The 25,107-nt window shown below is 43.1% G+C and carries 15 protein-coding genes and 1 pseudogene; 10 read left to right on the forward strand and 6 right to left on the reverse strand.

The window, feature by feature from the left end; all coding sequences use genetic code 11:
* Positions 1–4: 4 nt before the first annotated feature.
* The gene (locus NSQ99_RS03280; RefSeq protein ID WP_340835021.1) at positions 5–8,266 is read left to right on the forward strand and encodes a GLUG motif-containing protein; all 8,262 of its coding nucleotides are present in this window, start codon (positions 5–7) and stop codon (positions 8,264–8,266) included.
* A gap of 129 nt (positions 8,267–8,395) precedes the next feature.
* Here the strand turns inward: NSQ99_RS03280 and NSQ99_RS03285 are convergent, their stop codons facing one another.
* The 5 genes from NSQ99_RS03285 to NSQ99_RS03305 all read right to left on the reverse strand — a co-directional run bounded on the left by NSQ99_RS03285 (position 8,396) and on the right by NSQ99_RS03305 (position 13,536).
* Complete coding sequence (locus NSQ99_RS03285) at positions 8,396–10,333, reverse strand: ABC transporter permease (protein ID WP_340835023.1); 1,938 nt, start codon at positions 10,331–10,333, stop codon at positions 8,396–8,398.
* Positions 10,323–11,084, reverse strand: a complete 762-nt coding sequence (locus tag NSQ99_RS03290; protein ID WP_340835024.1) for an ABC transporter ATP-binding protein — start codon at positions 11,082–11,084, stop codon at positions 10,323–10,325. The genes NSQ99_RS03285 and NSQ99_RS03290 overlap by 11 nt, the downstream gene beginning before the upstream one ends.
* Positions 11,085–11,190: 106 nt before the next feature.
* The gene (locus tag NSQ99_RS03295) at positions 11,191–12,195 is read right to left on the reverse strand and encodes a sensor histidine kinase (RefSeq protein ID WP_251666985.1); all 1,005 of its coding nucleotides are present in this window, start codon (positions 12,193–12,195) and stop codon (positions 11,191–11,193) included.
* On the reverse strand, positions 12,192–12,884 hold the full coding sequence (locus tag NSQ99_RS03300; RefSeq protein WP_251667087.1) for a response regulator transcription factor: 693 nt from the start codon (positions 12,882–12,884) through the stop codon (positions 12,192–12,194). Before NSQ99_RS03300 ends, NSQ99_RS03295 begins: the two co-directional genes overlap by 4 nt.
* 190 nt (positions 12,885–13,074) lie before the next feature.
* Positions 13,075–13,536 (reverse strand): helix-turn-helix domain-containing protein, encoded by a 462-nt coding sequence (locus NSQ99_RS03305; RefSeq protein WP_340835026.1) that lies wholly within the window; start codon positions 13,534–13,536, stop codon positions 13,075–13,077.
* Between the two features lie 218 nt (positions 13,537–13,754).
* Between NSQ99_RS03305 and NSQ99_RS03310 the strand changes: the two genes are divergently transcribed.
* The 7 genes and pseudogenes from NSQ99_RS03310 (at position 13,755) to NSQ99_RS03335 (ending at position 19,134) form a co-directional block, all read left to right on the forward strand.
* Positions 13,755–14,630: an AraC family transcriptional regulator gene (locus NSQ99_RS03310; protein WP_432806920.1), complete on the forward strand. Its 876-nt coding sequence runs from the start codon at positions 13,755–13,757 to the stop codon at positions 14,628–14,630.
* Between the two features lie 244 nt (positions 14,631–14,874).
* Positions 14,875–15,369 (forward strand): MarR family winged helix-turn-helix transcriptional regulator, encoded by a 495-nt coding sequence (locus tag NSQ99_RS03315; RefSeq protein ID WP_340835027.1) that lies wholly within the window; start codon positions 14,875–14,877, stop codon positions 15,367–15,369.
* Between the two features lie 25 nt (positions 15,370–15,394).
* On the forward strand, positions 15,395–16,021 hold the full coding sequence (locus NSQ99_RS03320) for a nitroreductase family protein (protein WP_432806919.1): 627 nt from the start codon (positions 15,395–15,397) through the stop codon (positions 16,019–16,021).
* A 292-nt stretch (positions 16,022–16,313) separates the two neighbouring features.
* Entirely contained in the window at positions 16,314–16,877 is a 564-nt protein-coding gene (gene ahpC, locus NSQ99_RS03325; protein WP_251666980.1) for an alkyl hydroperoxide reductase subunit C, read from the forward strand.
* Positions 16,878–17,076: 199 nt separating this feature from the next.
* Positions 17,077–18,642: an alkyl hydroperoxide reductase subunit F gene (gene ahpF / locus NSQ99_RS03330; protein ID WP_340835030.1), complete on the forward strand. Its 1,566-nt coding sequence runs from the start codon at positions 17,077–17,079 to the stop codon at positions 18,640–18,642.
* 123 nt (positions 18,643–18,765) lie between these two features.
* Positions 18,766–18,867: pseudogene (locus NSQ99_RS23225) on the forward strand (S-layer homology domain-containing protein); the annotation flags it as partial.
* 15 nt (positions 18,868–18,882) lie between these two features.
* Positions 18,883–19,134, forward strand: a complete 252-nt coding sequence (locus NSQ99_RS03335; RefSeq protein ID WP_340835032.1) for a hypothetical protein — start codon at positions 18,883–18,885, stop codon at positions 19,132–19,134.
* Positions 19,135–19,255: 121 nt separating this feature from the next.
* Here NSQ99_RS03335 and NSQ99_RS03340 read toward each other — a convergent pair whose 3' ends face one another.
* On the reverse strand, positions 19,256–21,583 hold the full coding sequence (locus tag NSQ99_RS03340) for a helix-turn-helix domain-containing protein (protein WP_340835034.1): 2,328 nt from the start codon (positions 21,581–21,583) through the stop codon (positions 19,256–19,258).
* A 148-nt stretch (positions 21,584–21,731) separates the two neighbouring features.
* Between NSQ99_RS03340 and NSQ99_RS03345 the strand changes: the two genes are divergently transcribed.
* Both NSQ99_RS03345 and NSQ99_RS03350 read left to right on the forward strand, forming a co-directional pair.
* Positions 21,732–23,237, forward strand: a complete 1,506-nt coding sequence (locus tag NSQ99_RS03345) for an extracellular solute-binding protein (RefSeq protein WP_340835037.1) — start codon at positions 21,732–21,734, stop codon at positions 23,235–23,237.
* A gap of 299 nt (positions 23,238–23,536) precedes the next feature.
* The gene (locus tag NSQ99_RS03350) at positions 23,537–25,087 is read left to right on the forward strand and encodes an extracellular solute-binding protein (protein WP_340835039.1); all 1,551 of its coding nucleotides are present in this window, start codon (positions 23,537–23,539) and stop codon (positions 25,085–25,087) included.
* The last annotated feature ends 20 nt before the right edge of the window (positions 25,088–25,107 follow it).

The raw sequence follows: 25,107 nt of genomic DNA on the forward strand, positions 1-25,107 counted from the left end.
TAAGATGAGCAGGTTAATAACAAGACGCTGGGTCTCGATGTTGACGATTGCTGCGATTGTTTTTACGACAGTGATGGGTAATATCGGGCTTTATAGCGTACAAGCCAATGAAGTGGTTAGTACAGACAGCGTGCCATTTGCTGGAGGCAGCGGGACGCTAGAGGATCCATGGTTAATTGCTACAGCGGAGCAGTTGGATGAGGTCAGACATTACCAAGACAAAAATTTTAAGTTAGTCAATGATATTGACTTGTCATCCTACGGTGACGGAAGCTGGGTACCCATAGATCGCTACAACGGCACATTGGATGGTGACAATCATCATATTACGGGGTTATATGTTAGAGGTCAGGATGGGGGACTATTCAACAGGTTAGATGGGTTTGCTAGAGTAACACGTCTGAACTTAGAGGTCGATATTGATGTACCCATGAATAGTGGCGGTATCACCTATCTATTAGATGGAGAAATTCTAGAGAGTTCGGTTACTGGAAGTGTAAAGGGCAGCAATTATACTGGAGGGCTAGTTGCTAGAATGTCGGAAAATGCTAGAATCGTGGATAGCTATTCGGAGGCAAACGTACGAGGAGGTCGCGGTGGAACAGGCGGGCTAGTTGGGTTGGCACTGGGAACTGCACAAATTATCAATAGTAACAGCTCAGGGGCCGTAAGTGGAATTGGCATAGCAGGAGGATTAGTTGGTAGCGGGGGAGGTAACATTACGAATAGCTACAGTACAGCCTCTGTATACGTTGAATCCACCTCTGGCTATGCACATGCTGGGGGATTGGTTGGGAGTGCCTATCAATACTATGAAGCTATCATTAGTAATAGTTACTTTTTGGGAACTGTAGAAAGTGCAGGAGCTGCTGGTGGTTTAATTGGTTACATTAGTAGCGGTAGATGCTTGGTTGAAAACAGCTACAGTAAAGGAGCCATTAAAGGTTATACAAAAGTAGGTGGTTTAATCGGCGAAAGTGTGCCGATGTGCGCAATAGATAATAGCTTTAGCAGTGGAATTGTAAGCGGTGATTTTGACTACATAGGAGGATTAATTGGCTTATCACGTGATGCGGTAATAACAAACAGCTATAGTGTTACTCAGGTTAGTGGGCAAGGCTATGTTGGTGGGTTAATCGGAATGAATTTTGATGCAGATGGCGGAAGAATAGAAAATAGCTATAGTGCAGCTCAGATTAATGGAACATGGCATTTAGGCAGTATTCTAGCCTATAACAATGATTCAGGAACGGGTGATACAAAGCTCATCATTGAAAATACGTATTGGGATAAAGATAAGACACATACATCGTCAATGTATGGTGGCATAGGCGTTTCAACCGAAGCTACAAAGATGAAGAGCACGTTTAGTAATTGGAACTTTGACACGACATGGGCAATTGAAGAAAATATATCGACCCCTTACTTAAAGAGTATTGATATGAATGTCCAGAAGCTGGAAGCTCCATTCATCATTCATGCTGAGGTGAAGTTAGAGGATCGCGAGCATCTTCATTTAACCTTTAATGATCAGGTAGCTATAAGCAGCTTGAAGGGATTGATAATCAAGCGTAATGGTGAGACGTTACAGACCATTGAAGCTATTAATATAAATGGCTCAGAGTGGAAGATTTCGCTTGCAAGTCCAATCCTGTTCACCGATAGCGTAACATTTTCCTATCAATCTGAGAAAGGTAGTATTTCAGATGCAAGAAAGAACAAAATGCTTTCTATTAATAATCTCCAGGTTGAGAATAACAATGAATATGCTGGAAGCGGTACACAAGAGGACCCATGGGAAATCGCTACGCCTTCACAATTAAGCGGCATTCGTTTTATGAACATATCAGATCAAAGCTATTTTAAGCTAGTTGCTGATATTGATCTTACTTCTTATTTACAGTCGGGCGGAGTAGGTTATAACGATGGGAAAGGCTGGACATCCATTTCTCAATTTAACGGACACTTCGATGGCACAGGCCACTCGATTACAGGGCTTTATATGCGAGGGGAGCAAGGTGGATTATTCCAACAGCTAGGTGAATCCAGTACTGTTCGTAACGTAAAGCTTATCAATACTGATATTGAAGTGTTGGGCCGTGGCGGAGCAGTAGCTTCGATAGCACAGGGCACGATTGAGAATATACATGTAACGGGTAATATTCAAGGTAGTCAACATGTAGGTGGACTCGTTGGTCAATTGGATGGGGGCACCATTCGCAACAGTTATAATCAAGCGAAAGTTAGTGGTACAGAGCATGTTGGTGGCCTAGCAGGGACAGCTGTCAATGAAAGTAGCATCTCAGAGGCCTTCAGTAATGGCTCTGTTACAGGGGAACATGCAATAGGTGGTTTACTTGGGTCAGGTGAAGATGCTGAAGTGATAAACAGCTATAACATCGGAAAAGTAACCGGAGAAGAGCTAGTAGGAGGTTTGGTTGGCTTTTTAGGGGCTAATGCATCCATCCGCAGCAGCTTTAATGCTGGTAACATGAGCTCCTCCCCATCAGCTGGTGGCATAATTGGTGGTAAAGACGGCCAGCAGGCTGGATTAGTGGAGAATAGCTATTGGGATATTCGCAGATCAGAGGTTGCTCAGTCTTCAGATGGAGTAGGTGTTCAAACGACACCGATGAAGCAATCACTTATGTACACCGATTGGGACTTTGATCAGATATGGGCCATAGAAGAAGGGGAAAGCTATCCGTATCTACAAGGAATAGATCATAGTGTACAGCCAGACATTGCCTCACCGATTTTAATAGACGCGTTTATCGGTCCATCAGATCGCAGCAAGTTAACGATGCTTTTCGATGAGCCGATTACCATTGTTCGTTGGACGAATGATTATAATCTACTAACAGGACAGGGTGTCACTATTCGATTAGATGATGTCACAAGTATAGATAGTAAAACGATGGTGTTTGACCTTTCCGAGCCGATCAATATTAAGGATACGGTCAAGTTTTCATATGTAAATACGACGTACTTTCAAGATAAAGCCGGCAATTCATTAGCTAGCATAGACGGGGAGCCAGTAGATAACCAATTAATACTGGATGACTTCTTTGACGGTGGTAGTGGTACGTTAGATGATCCTATACGGATTGCTACGCCGGAGCAGCTAGATCTCATCCGAAGCTATGGCGATACGACAGATGTGTATTTTGAGCTTACGAATGACATAGACCTTACGGAATATTTAAGTGAGGGTGGTAAAGGATTCAATGCTGATGGTTGGCTGCCGATTCCGCAGTTCAATGGAACACTAGATGGAGCAGGCTTTGCAATTAAGGGTCTACAGATGAGTAACCGCTACGGAGGATTATTTGTAACTCTAGATGAACAGGCAATGATTAAAAACCTGACACTGCAGGATGTTTCACTAGAGAAAGCCAATGATACTGGAGCAATGGCAGCTTTCGTTAAAGGAACCATTGAGAACAGCACAGTTAGCGGATCAATTACCAACGAGGCTGGCTATGTGCTCGGCGGATTTACCGGACAGCTGCTAGGTAACGGTCAAATTATGAATAGCCATAGTGATGTACATATTAAAGGAATTTGGCATTTAGGTGGAATAGCTGGAAGAATGCTAGACAACGGGAAAATTAGCAATAGCAGCAGTCAAGGCTCGGTGGAGGGTTCTTCCTCTCTCGGAGGTTTAGCGGGACAAGTTGCTGGTTCCGCTCGAGTAGGTATTTACAACAGTACGAGCTCAGCGAGCATAAAAGGAGAATCTAGCAGCGGTGGTCTTGTAGGCGAACTGGAAGAAGTAAATATCGTTGGAAGCAGCAGTACAGGGGATGTTACAGGCACATCAAATAATATTGGTGGTCTTGTAGGATATGGTACGGGCTGCTTGATCCAAAACAGCTATTATGAAGGCTCTGTAAGCGGGAATCAACAAGTTGGTGGAATAGGTGGCTACTTACAGTACGGCTGCGAGATTGATAGCAGCTTCAGTAAAGGACAAGTCAATGGAATATCCATGGTTGGTGGTCTAATTGGTAATGCCAATCGTGATACTACGATTGTAAACAGCTATTCAGAGGCTGTCGTCGAAGGACAGACTCAGCTCGGCGGTTTAGCTGGATATTATGAAAGAAGTGTAATTCGCGATAGCTATAAGAAGGGACCTGTAAATGGGGAAGCTGAGCTTGGCGGCTTAATTGGAACGATGCAGGATGGCCAAATAATTAATAGCTTCACAGAGGGATCGATTACAGGCTTATATTATGTTGGCGGTTTAGTAGGATCAGGCTCCGGCATGGTAGAGGACAGCTATAGCTCCATGTCACTAACTGGTAAGGAGAATGTAGGCGGTCTTTACGGGCAGTATACGTGGGGAACCATATCGGGCAGTTATAGTGAAGGATCGATTACTGGTGAAAGCAATGTAGGTGGCCTAATAGGTCTAGGCTCTAACGGTGGTACGAATATTAAGGACAGCTATAGTGTAGCCAACGTTAGTGGGGTGGATTATGTTGGTGGCTTAGCAGGCTATTATGAGGGTAAGGTTGCTAATAGCTATAGTCTCGCCAAAGTTGAAGGCATCACGCATACCGGTATTATTATCGGCGGAAGAGGAGTACAAGGAGTAGCGATAACTGACAGCTACTGGAATATAGATCAAACAACGCTTGGCTCAAGCTACGGTGGACAGGGAATGGGAACGACAGCGCTCAAACAACGTTCAACATTTGCCAATTGGAACTTTGACGCCATATGGAATATTGATCAAGGTGCTATGTATCCTTTCTTACGTCGCATAGATCTGGCAAAACAGAAGGATATCGCTCCGCCTACTGTAATTAGCGCACAGATTCCCGTTCAGGAGCGGGACAGAATGATCCTTACGTTTGACGAACCAGCATACGCAGTAGATGAAGAAGGCTTTACTGTCGCAAATAAAGTATCTTCCATTGCTGTGACTGGGATCATTAATCACAACGAGGATCGTACGGAATGGATCGTTCAGCTTGATCAATCCATCAGCTTGCCGGAAACAAAGCTTCATACCGTGAAGCTAGGCTATCAAGCGGAGGAAGGTGCCATTGCCGACGCTGCTGGCAATGGAATGACCAGCTTTACGAATATGACAGTCATCGACCTATGGCTGGAGCAGGAATTTGTCGGAGGCAGCGGCTCTAAGGAAGACCCTTGGTTGATCCTGTTTCCAGAGCATGTAAGCAATATTAGAAACTATGAGGATCAAGAAGGCATTTACTTTAAGCTGGCTGCAAACATTGATTTAGCAGATTATATCGCTTCCGGAGAGGCTGGAGCTTATGGGTGGAGTTCCATCCCATCCTTCAGTGGACATCTAGATGGCGCGGGGTATGAGATTAGTGGACTAAGCGGCGAGCACGGTTTGTTTGATACGGTTGAAGCTGGAGCCACCATTACGAATCTAGCAGTCGTTAATGTGAATCTTGAATCCTATCAATCCAACGGTAGCTTTGCGAAAACCTTATACGGAACGATTCAGGACAGCTTTGTTAGCGGCTCAATTAATGTAGAGTCTAGCTCCGGGATGGTTGGCGGTTTTGTCGCTAATCTAAAGGGGAGCGGTCGTATCGCACGTAGTGAGAACCATGCTACTGTACAGGGTGGAAGAAATGCTGGAGGAATTGCGGGTAATGTAGAGGATGAAGGTGCGATTGCCTCGAGCTATAATGCAGGAGAAATTATAAGCTCAACGATTGCTGGTGGTTTGGCTGGCTCGATCACAGGGCTGCCTCGTATAGCGATAGAAGGCAGCTATAACCTAGCGAACATTAATAGCGAAACCTATACAGGCGGGTTGGTAGGCTTGCTGCAGGATGCAACGATTCATAACAGCTATAACGAAGGCGTTGTAGCGGGGAGATCTTTTGTCGGCGGGTTGGTAGGCTATAGCTTGGATAGCTGTATTGTGCAAGGCAGTTACAATGAAGGCACAGTAACAGGTCAGTTAACTTCAATTGGCGGTCTAGCTGGTGTTAGCTATGCATGTACATTCGAACAAAGCTATAACAGTGGAGCTGTAACAGGCGACAATCAAGTCGGTGGACTGATCGGTATGGCTGCAGGTGTCGGAGGTGCAACATTTATTGATACTTACAATACTGCACCCGTTACAGGTAACAGATCGGTAGGTGGAATTGCAGGGGCAATGTTTGGTGGCTTGCTGCGTAATAGCTATACAAGTTCATCTGTGTCAGCAACGACATCAACGTATATCGGAGCTCTAATAGGTGAAGGACGGGAGCTGAATATGCCGGTCGTTGAGAGCACCTACTGGAATCTTGACCAATATGGTGGTAATAGTGCTTACGGCGGTGTAGGTAAGACGACAAAGGAATTAAAACAGCAGGCGATGTTTACGGATTGGGACTTCGACAGCATATGGAAGATTCATGATGGGCGCGCTTATCCGTACTTGCAAGGTCAGCAATTCCATGAACCACTTGATACGGTAGAGCCTTATGTGCTAGAAGCTAATATACGGAGTAATGAGCCCGCTCAGTTGTTGGTAGCCTTTGACGAGGAAGTACAGCTAACTGAAGCTGGTTTTACATTAATCGTAGATGGTGAAGCTTGGTCATTATTAGAAGCAGCTGCAACGAATGAACCAAACGTTTGGTTAATTAGGCTGGCAGAGCCTGTAGCTATAGAGGCACAGGTTACGCTCACTTATGATGCAGCTGTAGGTCAAGTAACTGATCTAGCAGGTAACGAGCTATTAAGTTTCACCGAATGGCCAGTAACGTTGACCATTCTAAGTAACGATGCAACCGTAACAGCGGTCGGTGATGCATACTCGGTATTAGAAGAAGAGCGATCCATCGTATCTCAGCAAACGGATATTACAACGGAAACAACGGTCCTTGAGCTATTGAGTGAGCTCAACAAGTTTGAAAAGGCACAATGGAAGGTTGTAGCTTCTAATACTACTATTATTACGACGGAGCAGTTCGACTTGGCAGCAGAAAAGCAATCTGCAGATCAGCTTGTAATCGGTGATCAGTTAGCGGTAATGGCTGAGGATGGAACGATCGTGATATATGAGATTGTCGTAAAACCGCTATATCATGTAATGTTCGAAACGAATGGAGGCACCCCAGTTAATAGTCAAATGGTTATTAGCGAGAAACTTGCGGCGGTTCCTACTGCTCCCATTCGAGAAGGATACCGTTTTGAAGGCTGGTTTACAGATAACGGAACATTCGCAGATCGATTTGATCTAGCTAGTGAGTGGATTACTGAAGATACTTTACTCTACGCAAAGTGGATCGTGGAGAACGAGCTTGTTGTATCGGTCACACCTGTAAACAGTATCGTTACTGGTGCTGAGACTAGCTATCAATACGGAGATTCCGTGCAGCTTACCGCTGTGCCATTAGAGGGGTACCAATTCGAGAGCTGGAAGGATGTCGCGACAGGCAAGGTACTTAGTACTCAGCTTAATTACAGCTTCAATATTACGAGAGATATGAGCTTGATCGCAACATCAACTAAGCTTGAAGAAGAAGTATATACGGTACGATTTGTAAGTGAAAGTGGGTATGTGCTTTCCATTCAGCAAATCCCTCGGGGAGGAGATGCTACACCACCACCGAATCCTTCAAAGCCAGATGCTGAATTTATTGGATGGTCATCAGACTACACGAATATCCAACAGCATGTAACCTTCAAGCCTGTATACTCGGAGAAGGTAAAGCAGTACACGGTGACAGTAAACGGAGGAAGCATTCCAAGTGGTGAAACAAGCTACCCATTTGATGCTAAGGTAACGGTAATCGCTGATCAACCGGCAGAGGGAACTCAGTTTTCACACTGGGAAAGCAATCTGAAGACTGTAAGCTATAATGAAGCGTATACCTTCTATATAACTGGAAACACGACGTTAACGGCGGTTTACGATTCCGCACCTATCGTAAAATCTCCAATTATTATGATATCGCCAGATGTTATCGCGAATTCATTGACGTTAAGAATGTCCTTCATCGGTCAGTATGACATGACGTCACCATTTTTATTTATTGAAACGGGTGTTGTCGTCATGAAATCGGATACTCCGATAACTGAACTGCATTTTGGTACAGAGAACGCGATAAAAGCGAGGTCTAGTGCACAGACGGAGACCGGACAATTTATGATGAATAAGACAGGCGTTCAATCAGGAGAAACATGGTATGCGCGGACATACTTGATCTATATGGATGCTAGCGGGGAAGTGCATACGATCTACAGTGATATCGTTTCTGGAACGATGCCGTAGAGGGCTGTAGAAATTGTCATAGAATCAAGTAGAGCTACAAGTCTTAGAAGCTATAACAGCCCATTGCCCTAGTACAGGCAATGGGCTGCTTTGTATACATTGAAGGTGGGAGGCTCGCAAGTAGAGTAGCTATAGCGATGCCTTAATCACCTTTTTGTAGTACAGAACGGATAGGAAGGCGAATATTGAGTATAGCACCGTATACAACAACATGACGATAACCATCGGTGTCCATAGCTCCGTACCGAACATAAACCAGCCGGATTTAACTGCAAAGTAGCTATGAGCTAGGCCAATCACTAATGGAATACCGAAGTTGAACAACTGCTTCGCCTGAATTCCCTTGAGCAAATCGCCTTGCGTGAATCCAAGCTTTCTTAAGATCGTGTAGTTCGGCTTCTCTTCTTCACTTTCATCCATTTGCTTGAAGTATAGAATACAACCGGACGTGACTAAAAAGCTCAGTCCTAGAAAGCCAACGATAAACATAATTAGGCCCATATTTCGTTTTTGGTTGCTGCTCATTTCTAGTCTTGACTCATGAGGAGTCATGAAATTCGCTTGCTTGTACGCCTCATTCGCCTTTTCTAGCTGTGATTCATCGTCTATCGTAATTCCGATATATAGCGAGGAACCCTTTTGCAGCTCAGGATCAAGGTCCTGCTTCAATTGCTCAAACACACTGTCATCTACTACTGCAAGAGGAACGCCCCCACTAGTATAGTAATAGGATACGTAGAATTCATCTCGCATGCCGAGGTACGTGAGAGGGATCGTGTTATTCATACCTAGCAATTCGATTGTGCCTGAATCTTTAAGCGGCAGCATCTTACGCAGTAGATCATTAGAACCTGTAAAGTACACTTCTCCTGGTGCTACATCTAGCTCAGTGTTGCTGTCACGGATGACTGGAGTGAGCATTATGTTAGGATCGAGCTCCAGCACCTGAGTTTTCGCCTCGGATATTTGCTCCACATTTACATTGGCTTGAATGACCTCGATCGTATGATCCGTATAAGCGATATTCCCTTCCTGCAGTGCTTGCTTGAACTGCTGGGCATCCTGTTCTGAGGCTAGTGCGAAGTCTGCAGCTACATTATCCTTAGCCATTTGCTCTGCGGAATAGAGAGAAATATAGCTCAGTGATAGCAGCCCAATGGCAAGTGCAGATACCGTCGTTATGATCGTAAGCAGTAAGGCGTTCGATTTCATCCGAAACATAATGGTCGAGAGGGAAAGAACCTCCGATATGTTTAAGTAGCCATCCTTCTTTTTACGAATGATATAAAACAGGAAGCGAACCGAGCCTTTGTAGAACAGATACGTTCCTAGGATGACGGATGCTAATATGCAGAGCATCGCAATAAACAGCCCGTTAATTGACGTAAAGTCACCATTGAATAGTCTGGATGACAGATAATAGCCAAACAGAATGAGCAGAATTCCGGCTGTACCGTACAGCATCTCAAAAACGGTGACCTTTCGGTTATTTTCCTCTGTTGATGAGCGTACTCGGAATAAGGATAGAATTGACTGCTTCTTTATGAACAAGTAATTCATCAGCATAATAAGTAGATAGATACAAGCAAAGACAACGATCGTTTGCTTCAGCGCTTCCGTTGAAAAGCTTAACGTCGCGTCAGCTTCTACATCGGTAATTTTGAATAGAATTAACATAAACAATCTTGATACGGAAAAACCAACAAAAACACCAATAGCTAATGAGCTGGAGTACAGTATTAAATTTTCTAGCGTAAGAATGCGGAAAATTTTCGATTTTCGCATGCCAATTAGCTGAAGCAACCCAATCTCTTTACTGCGTCTTTTAATGAAGATATTGTTCGCATACAGCAAGAAAATGGTCACGATTGCGACAAGCAGCACCGATGCAGCGCGAATCGAAGCTTCGCCCTTCACCGAGCCTTTCGTTGCGTCCATAGCTGGATCATACTGTAGGGTGACAAAAGCGAAATAAAGGGCAACGGTAAAGATCAAAGCAAAAATATACAAAAAGTAATTTTTAATATTCTTTTTTAGATTCTGTACGATGAGGTGATTAATGCTCATGCTGCACACCACCTAGTACACTTTGTGTTTTTATAATGTCCTGGAAGAAATGCTGCCTTGATTCCTCGCCCTTCGTTAGTTGGGTGAAGATGCGACCATCCTTAATAAAGATCACTCGACTGCAGTAGCTGGCTGCTACCGGATCGTGTGTAACCATCACAATCGTCGCCTTAAGCTTATCGTTGAGATCACTCAGCTTATCTAATAGATCGGAGGCTGCCTTCGAATCCAGTGCACCAGTCGGCTCATCGGCAAATATGATGCTCGGTTCATTAATGAATGCTCGTGCGGCAGACGTTCTTTGCTTTTGTCCGCCTGAAATTTGGTTCGGGTATTTATCTTTAAGCTCATAGATGCCAAGCTCCTTAGCAAGCAGGCTGAACTTCAGATCAGCTTCCTTCTTAGAGATTTTAGTTACGGACAATGGAAGCAGTATATTTTCCTTAACGGTTAATGTGTCTAGAAGGTTGTAGTCCTGAAAGATAAAGCCCAAATGATGCTGTCTAAACTCAGCCAGCTGTCTTTCCTTCATGACTGTCATATCCTTGCCTTCAATCTGAATAGTACCACTGCTCACCTTATCAATAGAGGAGAGTACATTCAGCAGCGTTGTTTTACCGGAGCCTGATGGGCCCATAATACTAACGAACTCACCCTTCTTAACAGTAACGTCTAATCCTTTAAGAACTTCTTCTTTATTGAATTTATTGCCGTAGCTCTTATGGATTTTCGTTGCTTCTAATATATTCATATCTCCACACCTTTTCATTTAACATTTGATAGCTTCATTATAGGAGACCTTATCTTCGAATTCCTTCGATTCATCATACAAAACAGAAAAGCATGTGACAAATTCGTCACATGCCTGTTATTTGGTCAAATGGATTATGCTTAGGGAATACGAGAGAAAAGGTTGTTCCAGCTCCGGGCTCAGATTGAACCTCGATGTGAATGAGCAGCAGCTTAGCCGCCTTCTCTGCTAAATACAATCCCATGCCCGTTGCTGCATGATCCTGGTGCATAGCGGTTGACGTATAGCCCTTTTCGAAGATGCGAGGTAGATCTCGGGCATCAATGCCACGTCCTGTATCCTTAACTTCAACTACGGCTTGTTCGCCTCTCAGGTAGCTGCTAATGACAATGTCAGAGGAATGGCTGTATTTTACAGCATTAGTAAGCAGCTGCCTCATAATAAAAGCAAGCCATTTGGCATCGCTAAGCACCTCTTGCACTTCAAGATTAAGCTCAAAGCCTATCCCTTTCTGCATACACCATGATTGCAGCTCAATCATTTCCTTGGTGATGAGTGATTTAATTTGGATGAGCTCGATATAAAGATCGTTTTCCATAAAAGGAATTCGCTTTTGGTGCAGCTGTTGATCAAGGAGGAGATGAATTCTTAACCACTCATACATGATTTGTGATCGTATCGCCTCATCATCAACACGATCCACGATTAATCGCATCGCAGAGAGCGGTGTTTTAACCTCATGAATCCACGATAATAGCTCATCCTTTTCCTGCTCAACGAGCATTTGATTATACTCAGCTCGCTGCTTAAGTCTTTCCGTCTGATTGATGACACTAGCCTCAACTATTTTTTCGAACGGACTGCTAGAATGAGCTAAAGCAGCGAGATCTAGGTCGTTTTCCCATGCTTCCATGCTTTTGTAAAATTTTGTCTCTTTATTGTAGCGGATAGCTAGAAAAAGAATGAACACTAGTGCTGATAGAAAAACAATATAAAGTATCGGCATAAATGGGATCTGAGGATCGACATACGATATGAAGAGGATTAATCCATGGATAACAACAAACAGTAGAATCCAGCTGCGCCTCTCCACGATATAATGCTTAATCAACGGTAATCATCCTCTTCCTTCGCAACATAGCCTTGTCCCACCTTTGTTTCGATAAAGCGATCTAGCCCAAGCTCCTCTAGTTTTTTTCTCAATCGATTAACATTGACAGTTAATGTATTATCACTGACATAACGCTCGTCGTCCCACAGGCTTCTTATTAATTGCTCACGACTAACGATTTTGTTCTTTTGCTCGATAAGACATTTCAATATAAATATTTCATTTTTCGTAAGCTCTATCGCACCGGCTTCATTGGAAACGGTGTTTTTCTCATAATCGACCGTTGCACCACACCATGTTCGTATAAGAATTGGCTCATTGTTATAATGATAAACTCTACGAAGCACCGCTTGAATCTTCGCGATAAGCACATCAAAATGAAAGGGCTTCTGAATAAAGTCATCAGCACCGAGCTGCATCGACATTACCATATCGGTAGGGTGATCTCTAGAGGACAGGAATAGTATCGGTACATTGGAATGAGAGCGGATTAAGCGACACCAGTGGAAGCCATCGTATTTCGGCAATTGTATATCGATGATCACGATATCTGGCTTAATGCTGGTGAATTGCTGAAGGACGTCATTGAAGTCGGTAATCCCATGCACATCATACGACCAGCCCATCAGTCTATCTTTTATTTCATTAAATAACGATGTATCGTCTTCAATTAAAAGTATCTTAAACAGAATCGTCACCACGCTTATTATGTCATTTTTCTAAATTGTATAGTATCTTCCATCTCTCTGCTAGTTTGATTTCTTAAATGTCTTGTGTTGGCTGTTAGTGTAGATAAAGAAGAAAGGCTCCCAATGAAAGGAGCCTTGAATATCGTGAATAGCACGTTGTTCGTAGATGTGATTGTATACTGATATTGTTTTAATTACCTACAGCTGAGTCCACTGCTGCAAGAACTTTACCGACAAAAGCAGGCGTTCCCCATATAATATAACGCCCTTTATTCTCTTTTTCGTCGAAAAAGTATTGAAACTTCGCTTTTCCGCGAGTAGGATCAGGTTGATTCATATGCCACATAATCGCTTCTGAAATTTTGAACGCTTCAGCTTGTTCTACATAACAGTCGAGTACTGAACAGACCTGAAGTTTCCCATCAACCTCACTGTCCTTACCATCCATAAATGCTTGAACGTCCTGGATCGCATTTGATTTTATGTGCTCGAGCTTACTACCAATGAACATTTCTGCATCCTCCCTTCGTATTCTCCATTCACCGCCAACCTTAGTTGCTGGAAGTTGATTGTCGCGAATGTACCTCCTAATCGTTCTGGGATGCATTTCGAGTATCTCAGCTAATATGTCTACCGTTAATAAATCAGCCATATTATCACTCCTCGTGTCCGTTTGATTACATATTATCATCTATTGTTACATATGTAAATGATTTACATGTAATAAAGTGGTAATTATTTTGTTGCGGGAAGGAACTGCAAAGTGGACATGGAAGTTAGTAGTGCCGGTTACCCTGCAATAATTGATTCTGAAATATCGGATGCTAGTTGCTACATCCTGCTATTGTTTAATTGAGAGGAGGTTATATGATGAATATGCTAAATCATTTAAATAGTGCATTAGCTTACATTGAGCAAAACCTTGAGCATGATATTGACGAGCAAGAGATAGCTAGGCGTGCATGCTGCTCGATCTACCACTTTAAGCGGATGTTTTCGTTCCTAGCGGGTATTACTTTGCAGGAATATATACGCCGCAGACGACTATCGCTTGCGGCGATGAATCTTCAGGACAGCACAATTAAGGTAATAGATGTTGCGATCAAATACGGTTACAATTCCCCAGATGCATTTACACGAGCATTTCAAAGCCTACATGGAATGACGCCTACAGAAGCGAGAAGCAATACTAGTCCACTAAAAGCATATCCACCAATGACCTTCCGATTATCGATAGGAGGAAGTGATCCAATGAAGTTTAGAATCGTCAAAAAGGAATCGTTTCAGGTGGTCGGAATCAAAAACAAGGTGACAGCCATTAAGGATGGTGAGCATCCAGGTGTCGAGCAGGTGTGGCTATCTACTAGTGATGAAACGTACAATCAACTCAAGTCTCTCAGTAATCAGGATCCTTCTGGTATTCTTCATGTTGATGTAGGCGATGTGGGGAGAGGCAACCCAGAATACGACTATTACATGGGGGTAGCTACAAAGGAGCCCTGTCCGGTTGGATTTACAACATTACTTGTGCCTGAGCTAACATGGGTTGTATTCGAGGTGAAAGTACCTTGGTCACCTGATAAATGGAAGCAAATTTATGGGGAATGGTTTCCATCCTCAGGCTATGAACAAGTTGAGGGACCTAAAATACAAGTTGGACCGGAAATCCAAGTTGGTCAAAAGCAAGTATTTACTGAGGAAAAAGAAGTCGAGCTGTGGATTCCTATTGGAAAAATTCAACGTTAAGATTGTTTCTAACATAGTAAATCCCCTCTAGTTAACAACGATAAGTAGATAGTATACTCAATCGTTGTAATTATGAGGGGACAAATTCAACCAGTGGCACTATCATTGTTAGTGAAATGTGTATTCCCCCAGTATGCTTCGTCAATTGGCGAATGCCATCACTCAAGTCGGTTTGTGAAAATTTACATAATTTTGAAGGCGATGCACTTCGCTAGCTTGCAAATAATTAAATGAGGGTGTATGATTGACTAATCAATCGTTGACTAGTCAATCATTGACTGGTCATGCTTTAGATGGGAGTGATCACTGCATGGAGAAATCACATCAAGAGCTAAAAGAGTTGTTTTTGATGATAAAAACGATTGATCGAAGGATTGCACAGTGCTTCGAGCAAAGGGCAGGCATTAGCTTAACGCGTTACGAATTGCTAAACGTCATTTTAAGCAATGGGAAAACCCCACAATCTGTGCTGCAGCAGCAATTAAATATCGATCAAGCAGCAATCACAAGGCATCTAAAGCTGCTCGAAGAGCAACAGCTCGTTTATCGTCAACGTAATGAGCATAATAATCGTGAGATTATTGTCCAAATTACTGAGATTGGCAGAGAACGACTAACCTCCTGTGACGATAACAGGAAACAATTTATGAATGAGCTATATGCGGAGTTTACGAACGAGGAAATCGATCAGCTGCAATTGCTCATTAAAAAGCTGAATGACAATACAAGTCGTTGGTAAATACATCGAAGAGGAGTTGTTAATGGTGATACAAACACATACAAAGCTAGAAGAAATTATGCATGCTCGTAAATCAGTGCGCAAATATAAAGAAGGGGTAGTCATTCCTCGTGAGAAGCTGGAATATCTACTTGAGCAGGCAACGTCGGCTCCATCCTCAAGCAATTTGCAGCCTTGGCGTTTTCTTGTCATTGATAATCCCGAAGCAAAAAAGGATTTACGTGCAATTGCGAACAATCAAGAGCAAGTAGAAACCTCGTCAGCGATTATCGCTGTGCTAGGCGACATGACGATGTATAACAATGCGGAGCAAATTTATAACGCTAATTTTGAACATGGCTATATGGCACGTGAAATTGCCGACCATATGATTAAAAGCTCAGTTGCTCTATATGGAGGATTGCCAGAGGATGTTCTTAAAAACATTGTAACCTTTGATGCTGGATTAATCTCGATGCAAATCATGCTTCTAGCAAAGGACATGGGCTACGACACTGTTCCAATGGGCGGCTTTGATAAAGTGAAGTTTGCCGAAAAGTTCAACCTGCCACAGCATGAGATTCCGATTCTTCTGATTGCGATTGGTGAGGCAGCAGCACAGGCTTACGGTTCATCACGTCTTCCTCTTAAGCAAGTTGTACGCTTTGTTTAACACGAGGGTACAAGTCAGAGCGCGTATAAATTTTTCATAATTGGTCATATTTATTAAAGTAGAAGAAGCAAGGATCGACACAAAATAGACGTAAGTAAAGTAGCTAGAGTGAATTCTATTCTCTATGGTTTTTCCTGTAGAGAATAGATTGTCATAGAAAATTTTAACTTTAGTCACGCATTTAAAGTTGACTAAGCGCGAATAATGTAAGATAATTTAATTAATAATTATAATTATTTCAATGTAATTATAATTACACGAAAAACTAAAGAGAAAGTGGGAGGAAACTGTCATGGCATTAATCGGTAAAGAAATTCAACCATTTACAGCGAAAGCTTTCCAAAAAGGCGAGTTTATCGACGTATCTTCAGAAAACTTTAAAGGTCAATGGAGCGTAGTATGCTTCTATCCAGCTGACTTCACATTCGTATGTCCTACTGAGCTAGAAGACCTTCAAAACCAATATGCAACACTAAAAAGCCTTGGTGTAGAAGTTTACTCCGTGTCTACAGATACACACTTTACACACAAAGCTTGGCACGATCATTCTCCAGCGATCGGCAAAATCGAGTACATCATGATTGGTGACCCTAATCACACAATCTCTAGAGCATTCGACGTACTTAACGAAGAAGACGGCTTGGCTGAGCGTGGTACATTCATTATCGACCCAGACGGAATTGTTCAAGCTTATGAAGTAAATGCAGGCGGTATCGGCCGTGACGCTTCTACAATTGTTAGCAAGATCAAAGCTGCTCAATACGTTCGCAACAATCCAGGCGAAGTTTGCCCAGCTAAATGGGAAGAAGGCGCTGAAACTTTAACGCCAAGCTTAGACCTAGTAGGTAAAATCTAAGTATCTAACTGAACGAACATTGCACAATAGAGGCGACAGGAACAATCCTTGCGGTTGTTTTTGTCGCTCTATTTTTAATAAATTCTGTATTTATACATTTATTATAGATTCTATTATACAACTTCAGAAAAAGAGAGGTGAATAACTGCGCAAGCAGGATAGATGGTTCCCATCTATACCCGCACAGGCAGTAACGCATATGGTATTAGACAATCAGATAAAAGCGCAGTTGCAGCAATACTTGACCATGCTGGAAGGTGATTTGGTCATAAAAGTAAGCGCAGGTGATGATAAGACTTCTCAGGATATGCTAGAGTTAGTAACTGAGCTAGAGAAGATGTCTTCACGAATTACAGTAGAACGTGTGCAGCTAGAACGCACACCAAGCTTTAGCATTAACAAAGCAGGTCAGGATTCAGGAGTTGTGTTTGCAGGACTGCCATTAGGTCATGAATTCACATCCCTAGTACTTGCATTACTTCAGGTTAGTGGTCGTGCACCGAAGGTAGATGAATCGGTCATTAAGCGCATCCAAGCGATTAAAGAACCAATGCATTTTGAAACGTTTGTAAGCTTAACATGCCATAACTGTCCGGATGTCGTTCAAGCTTTGAACATCATGTCTGTACTGAACCCGAATATTTCGCACGTAATGGTTGAAGGCGGAACGTTCCAGGATGAAGTAAAGTCGAGAGACATTATGGCTGTACCAACTGTTTTCTTAAACGGTGAAAGCTTTGCCAACGGTCGAATGGAAATCGAGGATATTTTAGCGAAGCTAGGCAGCTCATCTGATGGCTCAGAGTTTGCGAACGTAGAGCCTTTTGATGTGCTTGTTGTAGGCGGCGGGCCTGCTGGCTCTAGCGCAGCGATATATTCCGCTCGTAAAGGTCTTCGTACAGGTATTGTAGCTGATCGCTTCGGTGGTCAAGTCAATGATACATTGTCGATCGAGAACATCATTGGTACAAAAGCTACTGAGGGTCCAAAGTTTGTTGCAAGCTTAGAAGGCCATGTATCTGACTACGATATCGATGTGATGAGATCTCAGCGTGCAGCGAAAGTTGAGCGTAAAGAGATGGTAGAGGTTACCCTCGAGAATGGTGCGGTATTAAAGGGGAAAACGGTTGTCCTTGCAACAGGTACGCGTTATCGTGAGCTTGGTGTTCCTGGCGAACAAGAGTACAAAAATAAAGGTGTAGCATACTGCCCACACTGTGATGGACCGATCTTCAAAGGGCAGCGTGTCGCTGTCGTTGGTGGAGGTAACTCCGGTGTTGAGGCTGCCATCGATCTTGCGGGTATTGTAAAGCATGTTACCTTGCTGCAGCATCGTGATGAGCTAAAAGCCGATAAAGTACTACAGGAGCGTCTGCGCAGCTTACCGAACGTCACTGTACTGTTGAATGCTTCTACTCAAGAAATTACAGGTACAGATAAAGTGAACGGCTTAACGTACCTCGATAAGACGACAGGTGAAACACACCACGTCGAGCTGGAAGGTGTATTCGTACAGATCGGTCTATTGCCGAACACAGAGTTTTTACAAGGCTCTATTGACTTAACACCATATGGTGAAGTCATTGTTGATAAGAAAGGCGCAACAAGCATGCCGGGCGTATTTGCCGCAGGAGATTGCACAGATACTGTCTATAAGCAAATCGTCATCTCTATGGGATCTGGTGCAACAGCAGCGTTGGCTGCATTCGATTATATGATCCGCAATACAGCGGTAGCGCCTGAACAAGAAACGGTTACCGTTTAACATTATCGTTTTAACCATTGCGGTTAGCTCTCCCTATTCATCCTTCGTGATGTATGAGGGAGAGCTTTTTTACTTTTTATTGAATAGCTGAAAAAAGCCAGCAAGAACAACCAATCTAAGCTTATCCAAGATACCTATGATGCTGAAGTATTAGCGGCCTATTCACTTGGTATCATCACTGGAAAAGGGAATGACAAGCTTGATCCGCAAGGTCTAATTACGCGCCAGGAGGCAGCGATAATGATTGCTCGTGTCGCGAAGTCACTCCATATGCCTGAGCAGAGCAAAAAAGTTACATTTGCGGACGATAAAAGCATTGCAAGCTGGGCAAAGGAAGCCGTTGCGTATATTTCCTCGATCAAGGATACATCGAACAATTCAGCGGTTATGAGCAGTGTAGGCAATAGCAAGTTTGCTCCAAAGTCTACCTACACGAAGCAGCAAGCGATTATCTCGATGAAGCGATTGCTTAATAGTTATCAGCTTAAGTAATAATTGTTCAGTACCGCAAACGATAAACATGCAAATATATGAAGCAGGGACCCATCCAATCCGGAATGGGTCCTTTTTCCTGAACGGAAATTACGTAAATATCCTCCTACCACCTGCTGTGCTACACCACTCGATCCTCCTGCGATTTATACTTATCCCGATACTGACCTGGCGTCATTCCTTCTAGCTTACGGAATGAGCGAATAAAGTTTTGTGAGTTATTGTAGCGCAGCTTTGCTGCTATATCCTTAATCGGCATGTCGTTTTCGGACAACCATTTCTTCGCCATCTTGAAGCGATACATCGTTAAGTAATCGCTAAAGGATACGTTTGTTTCTTTTCTGAACACACTGCTTAAATAATTCGCATTATAGTGCAGACGTGAAGCACATTCCTCTAGCGTTAGATCAGTATCGTAATATCGCTGTACTAGATCGATGATTTTCTCAGACAGCTTATGATACTGCTCTTCCTGCCGATCACGATAGATCACAATGAGCGGATGAATAACGACCTTCCAGAACCAACGCTCAATTTCTTGCTTGTGCTGAATTTTAAGCAGCTGCTCCAGCAGCGAGCCATGATGATGCTTTAGCTGTTTAATCGTAATGCCCGATTCTTGCATCATCATTACTAGATTATTAAGCAGCCTCGTTAGCGGGAACTGAAACTCCTGTGGTGATCGATCAGTCTGAAAGATAGTAGACAGCAGCTGCAGCAAATGCTCTCTAGCTCGCTCTTCCTCGGCCACTTTAATCGCATCAAGCAACTCATTCTCCAGCTGCTGAGGATAATTAAGCTGAAGAACATGCCGGTTTTCACTGAGCTGATCATATTGAATAATAATGCCTTCGCCTAGAATCATGCGATGCTTCAACGCATCCAGACCTTCACGATAAGCAGCACTAAAGCCACTCAGCTCATAGAACGGCGTACTAATGCCGATGCTAATCTGCAAATTCAACAGCTGTTTAATTTGCTGCTGCAATGATTCCGTCAAACTATACTGCATCGTATGAAAGCTGTCAGCCTCTGTTGATGGAGAGCCGATAACCGTCACAACGCTTTGATCTAGAATAACGGAAGCGAGACGCTGCTCTGCTGGAATAAATTCCTCGACAACATTATGCAGTGCAAACAATAGCAGATCGATATCTTTAATCGAATGACTGCTTGATGGGTGAAAGTCTATCTGAATCGTAATCGCCGCCATCGTATTCCAGCTTTCCAGCTGGCTCGAGTAGCCAAACTGCTTCAGCTGAGCACGAATCTCGGAAGGTTTGATCTGCCCTTGGTACGCTTTCATAAAAAATAAGGTGCGTACTTGATGGATATGCTGCTGCAGCTGATGCTCCAGCTCTGATTTGGATTGAAACAGATCATGAACACGGTCACTAATAAGCTGAAATTCATTGGAGCTTTGCTGCTGGCTGCGATAACCGAGCTCTTTAACGCCAATCTGCTGCAGCAGACGACGTATTGGGCTGTAAAACTGTTTTGTGCCTAGCCATACAAGCACGATGCATAGCACAATGAGACCCATACAAATATACAAGGTGTACATCCCGATTTTTTTCGATTCAGCGGTCAACGCCTCAATGGAGGAGATCGACATATATGTCCAGCCCGTAACCGGCGATTTATAATAGGTGACCGCGGAGTTCATATCTTGAATGAGTGCATCGTACTGCCCACTCGTCTCCGTTAGCTTGCTAGCATCAATACCTGCTGCTTCAACCGATTGTCCAATAAGCGTTTGATCATTATGAATGATCATGTTGAGTTGATCGTCAAATATGATTACACTAGAGCTAGAGTCAATATTTTGCTCCACCATTTCTTGCAGGCTGCAGGTTGGAATGGTAGCTAGAGCAAGACCATACGTATCGATGCTGTTAGCAGGCAGCTGCTTAACGAGCGTCATATTGTATGGACACACCGCCGTATTTCTCGCAAACTCCTCACTATAGAACAAATACGATGGCGTTAACACCCACGAAGAATATTCAGGCAGCTCCATCAGCTCAAGCAGCTGTTCGCTATATTCGTATTGATCGAGATCGTAAAGTCCAGAGTTTTTTACTAGCCATTGATGGCGCTGGTTTAGCAAGATCACATCTTCCAGCTTCGTATCGAATGATTGCATGTGACGAATTTCATTCCGAAGGTCATCATATAGCATAAAATCCGCTGCGGTTAACGATTGAGACATCGCCCGTTTCAGAACGGTTGAGGCGAGCACCTGATTCATCGTATGGTTGACAGTCGTTAATTTCTGCTCTACATTTGAATTAATTTGCATAATCAACTGCTTTTTACCCTCATTAACATTTTTTTGAATCTCATTCGTCGAGGTCACATAGGCAAAAATTCCGATAAATATAACCGGTATTGTGCTAAGTAAGCATCCGAAGATCGTTAGCTTAGCAAAGTAGTTTAATGATCGCATCGCATCTCAACACCTTATCAATGATAGGAAGAATGTTATTAGCATTATTTTAGTAAACGCATACATTTTATACAATAATCATATCACTCATCTATAATCATTATCTCACTTTTACAATAAATTTCCAATAAATAAAGGGGGAATGACAATGATACAGCATAATTGCTCCATCCGTACTGCCGCAAGATTAGGATTGCTGCTATTAATCGTTGCACTCTTAAGCGGTTGTGCTGCTTCTGCTGTTACTTCCAAGGTCGACGATACGAAGCCTACCGAAATATCCATTATGGCACCGTTGCATTTCCCTCACTCGCCAAGCGAGGAAAGTGTGGCATTGCTCGAGGAGCTGACAAGCACTAAGCTGGAGCTGTCATGGGTGCCTGATGGGATTTACTCCGATAAAATGAACACCGCGTTGACAACAAACTCATTAAAAAAGGTTATGTTTGTAAAATATATTGATTATCTCTCCGTAAAAAATTCGGTCCGAACAGGTGCCTTTTGGGAGATCGGCCCTTATCTTGAGCAGTTTCCTAATCTTAAACAGCTGGATCGTGATATATTGGCTCAGACTGCCGTGGATGATAAGATATACGGTCTGTATACGGAGCGACAATCGTCTCGCCAAGGCATTATTCTACGCAAGGATTGGCTTAACCAGCTCGGCTTGAAGGAGCCTTCAACCATCGATGAGCTGTATAACATCCTTTATGCCTTTACATATGAGGATCCCGATAATAATGGCAAGCATGACACGATTGGACTGACTGATCGTAATGACTTGATCTATGGTGCATTTAAAACATTAAGCTCTTATTTTGGTACACCGAATAACTGGGAGCTGACAGAGACCAGCTTTATACCGGAATTCGAAACGCAGGGCTATCTTGATACGATGAATTTTATGAAGAAGCTATATGATGAAAAGCTGATCAATGTAGACTTTCCCGTGACGAGCAAGGATGTACAGCGAGAGCTGCTTATTCGTGGTCATGCCGGCGTGTACATCGGCGCAATGACTGATGTGCAGCGACTATATGAAGAAGCGAAGCAGTTTAATGAGCAGGTGGAATTTACGATCGTCAACCGAATTGAAGGACCGTTAGGCTACCGTATATGGTCGATTCCTAACTTTAATGGACTGTATCTATTTTCGAAAAAAGCCATCCCTACTGAGGAGGAGCTGCTTAAGGTGTTGTCCTTCTTCGACCGTACGATGGATGCTGATGTAGCACATTTATTGCATTACGGCATCCTTGATAAGCATTATTATGTAGAGAATGATAAAGTGATCTTGCCTGAGGAGCTGGCAGCGCTACGCACGAAAGAGGTTAATGCACTGTATTCCTTAATGATCGCAGATTTGGGTAACGATAATCTTATGGAGGTCGCTCAGCAGCATCATATGTGGAGCTATGCTGAGCAATTAGTGGAGGACAATAATCAGTTTATTGTGCCTGATCCGACGGTCGGTCTAGAATCGATGACCTATGATGAGCGTGGAGTTGAGCTTTATAAAATTATCTCTGACGCCACGTACAATTATATTTTAGGTTCAATTAATGAGGAGGGCTTCAAGCAGCAGGTTGAGCTATGGCGTAAAAATGGCGGAAATAAAATTATTGCAGAGTATACGGCAAACCACTTTAACTAGAGTATAACGATGAATTTATATAAACAGCAGCAGGGCGAAAGGATGATCGCCATGCTGCTGTTTTTTGTTTAAATTCAGCGTGAGAATGTAGCGTTAACGCGATAAATTGCTAGATGCTTCGACTAAGGTGTCATTATCATCTGCCATAATCATTAGCTCATATGCAGTCTTTTAAGCCGCAGTATGAACAAATGATTGTTTCCGCACTTCAACTCATGATGTTACGTTTAAGCTGTTCCAAGTAAACAAACGATGGGACAGGTTTCATCTATATCAATCTAAAATGGAGGTCATGATGTATGAAAAGAAAGCCGGCCGTTGTTCTACTAAGTACTTTGGTAGCGCTTACGATGGTGTTAAGCGCATGTGGAGGGAATAGCAATAAAGGTACGAATGCAACGTCTACACCAAATTCATCAACGAGCACAAACGGCAACAATGATAACTCATCAGAGACACCAGCAAAGCCAACTGAGATTACAATAATGCTACCGCTAAACGTTGCTGAAACACCGCCTGACACAATTAAAAATGAGGTTGAAAAGCTAACGAATACGAAGCTGACCTATCAGTTTTTCCCAGCTGATACGTATGAGGAAAAGCTGAATGCATCCTTCGCTACGGGCTCGCTGCCACAGGTTGTTTATTTGAAAAACCAGGCAACCTTTATGCAAATGAAGGAAGCGATTCGTGATGGACAGTTTTGGGAAATCGGACCTTACCTTGAGGAGTTCCCTAACTTAAACAAATTAAAGCCTGAAATTTTGAACAATACGAAGGTGGATGGCAAGCTGTATTCCTTATATATTGGCCGCCCACTGGCACGTCAAGGGATCATTTATCGTAAAGACTGGGCAGATAATCTTGGTCTAGAAGCTCCGAAAACAGTGGATGATCTGTATGAGATGATTGAGAAGTTTACGAAAGCGGATCCAGATGGCAACAACGTTGACGATACGATTGGTTTAGCAGATCGTAATGATCTAGTCTATGGTGCCTTCAAAACAGTTGCTTCTTGGTTCGGTACGCCAACAAATTGGGGCGAGAAGGATGGAAAGCTGCTGCCTGAATTTATGTTCGAGGAATACGTTCAAGCTATGGATTATATTAAAAAAATCCGTGATAACGGCTTAATGAACGTAGACTTTGCTGGAACAAGTAAAACGGATCAAGTTGCTTTGTTCACTAGCGGTAAAGCAGGTGTATATATCGGTTCGATGCAGGACATTAACTCCTTAGATAAAGACTTAGTTAAGAACGTTCCGGATGCCAATGCGAGTGTGCATGCGTTAGTTGAAGGTCCAGGCGGTAATGTATCGACATGGGCGATTCCTGGCTATAACAACGTCGTGTTGTTCCCGAAAACGGCAATTAAAGACGAGGCAGAGCTAAAAAGCGTTCTAGCGTACTTCGATGCCATGATGACTCCTGAAGTGGCGAACATGATGTATTGGGGAATTGAAGGTGTTCACTATACCGTTGAAGACGGTAAAGCAAAGGCATCCGATGACAAAGAGCTAACAGAGCGCGAAGTGAAAGGCTTTAGAGATAGTGTTATCGGTGAACCAGAAACGAATGGTCAGCTGGAAGCTTATATTGATTTAGAAGCAAGAAAGCTTGCTGAACAATTCGTAGTAGATAATGAAAAAGTTGCGATCCATGATCCAACAGCTGCTCTAGACTCTGCGACATTTGCAGAGAAAGGCACACAGCTTCAAGAGCTTATTAATGATGCGACCTATAAATACATGTACGGTTCTATTGATCGCGCTGGTTTTGATGCGGCAATTGAGGATTGGAAATCTCGCGGTGGTCAGCAAATTATCGATGAATTTAATGCAGCGAAATAGTAGCCAGACATAGCAGCGCA

It is taken from the genome of Paenibacillus sp. FSL W7-1287 (assembly GCF_038004245.1).
Taxonomy (GTDB): Bacteria; Bacillota; Bacilli; order Paenibacillales; family Paenibacillaceae; genus Pristimantibacillus; species Pristimantibacillus camelliae.